General features: G+C 63.3%; 3 protein-coding genes. All 3 read right to left on the reverse strand.

What is annotated here, in order from left to right; genetic code table 11:
* The coding region (gene gcvP, locus ACR0DL_RS21405) for an aminomethyl-transferring glycine dehydrogenase (protein WP_480691282.1) at positions 1-2,838 on the reverse strand (2,838 nt) is incomplete at its 3' end.
* A gap of 143 nt (positions 2,839-2,981) precedes the next feature.
* Entirely contained in the window at positions 2,982-3,347 is a 366-nt protein-coding gene (gcvH, locus tag ACR0DL_RS21410) for a glycine cleavage system protein GcvH (RefSeq protein WP_170352139.1), read from the reverse strand.
* Positions 3,348-3,364: 17 nt separating this feature from the next.
* The coding region (gene gcvT, locus ACR0DL_RS21415) for a glycine cleavage system aminomethyltransferase GcvT (RefSeq protein WP_480691284.1) at positions 3,365-4,412 on the reverse strand (1,048 nt) is incomplete at its 5' end.

Consider the following 4,412-nt stretch of genomic DNA (forward strand, 5'->3'; position numbering starts at 1 on the left):
GTATGCGTCCATTGGTGGGCATGTGCAGACGAGGTTTCTGTCGCCATATGCGTTGTCGACGCGGTTAACGGGGGACCAGTATTTGTCGACGCCCATGGAGCCTGGCGGGAAGCAGGCCTGTTCTCGGGTGTAGGGGCGATCCCAGTCGCCGACCAGATCGCGCACCGTGTGGGGGGCGTTTTTCAGCGGGTTGTTGTCCGCGTCGATCTTGCCGTCGATGATGTCCTGTGCCTCGGCCCGGATGGACAGCATGGCGTCGCAGAAGCGGTCGAGTTCCGCCATGGGTTCCGATTCCGTGGGCTCGACCATCAGGGTGCCGGCCACCGGCCAGGACATGGTGGGCGCGTGGAAGCCTGAATCGACCAGACGCTTGGCGATGTCGTCGACGCTGACATGGGCCGCCTCGTCCAAGGGACGGGTGTCGAGGATGCATTCATGCGCCACCCGGCCCGTTTCCGAAGTGTAGAGGATCGGATAGGCCTCGCTCAGACGCGCGGCGATGTAGTTGGCGTTCAGGATCGCCACTTTCGTGGCCTGGGTCAGACCCGCGCCACCCATCAGCAGCACATAGGCCCAGCTGACCGGCAGAATGGACGGCGAGCCGAAGGGCGCGGCCGAGACCGGGCCGATGGCACTGCCGTATTCCGGGTGGCCGGGCAGATGCTCTTCCAGATGCGCCTTGACGCCGATCGGACCCATGCCGGGGCCGCCGCCGCCATGCGGGATGCAGAAGGTCTTGTGCAGGTTCAGGTGGCTGACGTCGCCGCCAATGTCACCCGGACGCGACAGGCCGACCATGGCGTTCATGTTGGCACCGTCGATATAGACCTGACCGCCGTGATCATGGGTGATCTGGCAGACCTCCTGCACGGTGGTCTCGAACACGCCATGGGTGGACGGGTAGGTGATCATGCAGGCAGCCAGATGATCGCTGTGCTTTTCCGCCTTGGCGCGGAAATCGGCGACATCGATGTTGCCGTTCTCATCCGCCTGCACCGGCACAACCTGATAGCCCACCATCTGCGCCGAGGCCGGGTTGGTGCCATGCGCCGAGGTCGGGATCAGGCAGACATTGCGGTGCGCCTCACCCCGCGATGCGTGATAGTTGCGGATGGTCAGCAGGCCCGCATATTCGCCCTGCGCGCCCGAGTTGGGCTGCTGGGAGATCGCGTCATAGCCGGTGATCTGGCACAGCTTGTCGTTCAGATCCGCAATCATCTCGTGATAACCCTGCGCCTGATCTTCGGGGCAGAACGGGTGCAGGTTGGAGAACTCGGGCCAGGTGACCGGGATCATCTCGATCGTGGCGTTCAGCTTCATGGTGCAGGACCCCAGCGGGATCATCGCCCGGTCCAGCGCCAGGTCGCGGTCGGCCAGACGGCGCATATAGCGCGTGATCTCGGCCTCGGCCCGGTTCTGATGGAAGATCGGGTGAGTCAGATAGGCGCTTTCGCGCAGCGCGTAATCCGGCAGGCGGTAGGCCACGTTCGAGCTGTCATCCTTGCGGTCGATGCCGAAGGCGCCCCAGACGGCCTCGATGGTCTCGGGGCGGGTCTGTTCGTCCAGGCTGATGCCCACCTTGGTATCACCGACCTTGCGCAGGTTGACGCCACGGGCCACGGCGGCCTCCATCACGACGTTCTGCAGGTGGCCGACCTCGACCGTGATGGTGTCGAAGAACACTTCCGGTTCCACGGCAAAGCCCGCCTCTTCCAGACCGGCTGCCATGCGCGAGGTCTTGCGGTGCACCGATTGCGCGATGGCCTTGATGCCGTCGGGGCCGTGGTACACGGCATACATCGAGGCGATGACCGCCAGCAGCGCCTGCGCTGTGCAGACGTTCGAGTTGGCTTTCTCGCGGCGAATGTGTTGCTCGCGGGTTTGCAGCGACAGGCGGTAGGCCTTGTTGCCGCGGCTGTCGATGCTGACACCGATGATCCGGCCGGGCATCGACCGCTTCAGCTTGTCGGTGGTCGCCATATAAGCGGCGTGCGGGCCACCATAGCCCATTGGCACGCCAAAGCGCTGGGTCGAGCCAATGGCGATATCCGCGCCCATCTCGCCCGGCGACTTCAGCAGCGCCAGCGACAGGATGTCGGCGGCGACGATGGCAATCGCCTTGTGTTCGTGCAGCGCCGCAATCTCGGCGGTAAAGTCGCGCACATGGCCGTGGGTGCCGGGATACTGGAAGATCGCGCCAAAGACGGCACCTGCATCCAGCGCATCGGGGTCGCCGACCTGCACGTCGATGCCCAGCGGCTCAGCCCGGGTTTTGATCACCGCGATGGTCTGCGGGTGGCAGTTGCGGTCGACAAAGAAGGCCGCGTTGTTGGCCTTGGAGCGACCGCCGCGCTTGGCCATCGCCATAGCTTCGGCAGCGGCTGTGGCTTCGTCCAGCAGCGAGGCGTTGGCCACGTCCAGCCCGGTCAGATCGCTGACCATGGTCTGGAAGTTCAACAGCGCCTCAAGACGGCCCTGGCTGATCTCGGGCTGATACGGCGTATAGGCGGTGTACCAGGCAGGGTTTTCCAGGATGTTGCGCAGGATCGGTGCCGGCGTGGTGGTGCCATAATAGCCCTGACCGATCAGCGAGGTCAGAACCTTGTTCTTGCTCGCCACCTCTTTCATGTGAAAGAGCGCATCGCGTTCCGTCATCGCCGGACCCCAGTCCAGCGGCTCTTTCTGCCGGATCGCAGGCGGCACCGTGGCGTCGATCAGCTGGTCCAGCGTCTTGAAGCCGATCACCTTGAGCATGTCGCGCATCTCGGTGGGCGACGGGCCGATGTGGCGGCGGTTGGCGAAGTCATAGGCTTCGTAATCGGTCAGTTTGAAGGCCATTGCAGCGCTCCTGTCGAAAAGGTCAGGTCCGGCGGAGACTGCGGGAGCCTCCGGCGGAGAGTGAGGGCCGTCCCGGAATCTGTCCGGTGGACAGATTCAGGCCCGAACGGGCGGAGCCCCAGAGACAGGGCTCCGACATAGATTTACCCGATGAAGGACTTGTAGCCGGCTTCGTCCATCAGATCCTCAAGCTGCGCGGCATCCGCGATCTTGATCTTGTAGATCCAGGCCTCGCCCTCGGGGTCTTCGTTCAGCGCGCCGGGGTTGTCGGCCAGCGCCTCGTTGACCTCGGTGATCTCGCCATCGACCGGCGCATAAAGCTCGGACGCGGCCTTGACGGATTCGATCACGCCGATCTCGCCGCCTTTTTCGAACTCGTCGCCCGCTTCCTGCTGCTCGACGAAGACCACTTCGCCCAGCTGCTCAGCCGCGTGTTTGGTGATGCCCAGAGTGGCCGTGTCCCCTTCGACGGTCAGCCATTCATGCTCTTCGGAATAATAGGTTGCCATGTCTCTCTCTCCTGACTTCAACGCTTGTAATTCTGTTTGACGAAGGGCAGCGCCACGATCTGCGCCGGTTGCGCCTTGCCCCGGATGATCAGATTGACCTTCTCGCCCGGCTCGCCATGACCCTTGCTCACATAGCCCATCGCAACGGGACCGCCGACCGTGGGGCCAAAGCTGCCCGAGGTGATCTGGCCGATGGTATTGCCCTCGGCACATTGGACTTCGACGCCCTGACGCGCGGGGGCGCGACCGTCGGGCTTGATGCCCACCAGCTTGCGCGCCGGACCCTCGGCCAGTTCCTTTTGTACGCGGTCCGCACCCGGAAAACCGCCTTCTTCCTTGCGGCGCTTTTGAATGGCCCAGCCAAGGGACGCCTCAATCGGCGAGGTCGTCTGGTCGATGTCATTGCCATAGAGGCACAGACCCGCCTCCAGCCGCAGGCTGTCGCGCGCGCCCAGACCCGCAGGTTCGCAATCCTCATGCGCCAGAAAGGCCTTGGTGACCTCGATCGCCTTGTCTTCGGGGATCGAGATCTCATACCCGTCCTCGCCGGTATAGCCCAGCCGCGAGATGCGGCATTCGACACCGTTGATATCGGCGACGGTGGTTTCCATGAACTTCAGGTCCCGCGCCGCCGGGCACAGTTCGCCCACGACATCTTCGGCCTTGGGGCCCTGAACCGCCACCAGCGCGCGGTCGAAGATCTCGGTCACTTCAACGCCTTCAAGGTTCGCTTTCATATGCGGAATGTCCTGATGCCGCAGCGCCGCGTTCACCACCACAAAGAAATGATCCCCCGCATTCGACACGATCAGATCATCCATGATCCCGCCTTCCGGGTTGGTAAAGAACCCGTACCGCGCCTTGCCTTCCTTCAGCGTCGCATAGGCCTGCGGGCAGATCGCCTCAAGCTTCTCGCCCACATTCTCACCGCGCAGGATCACCTGACCCATATGAGACACATCAAACACCGCCGCCTTCTCACGACACTGCTTATGCTCACCCATAATCCCCAGCGGATACTGAACAGGCATCTCCCAACCCGCAAAATCAACCAGCTTGCCTCCC

The organism is Ruegeria sp. BB5, assembly GCF_056539405.1.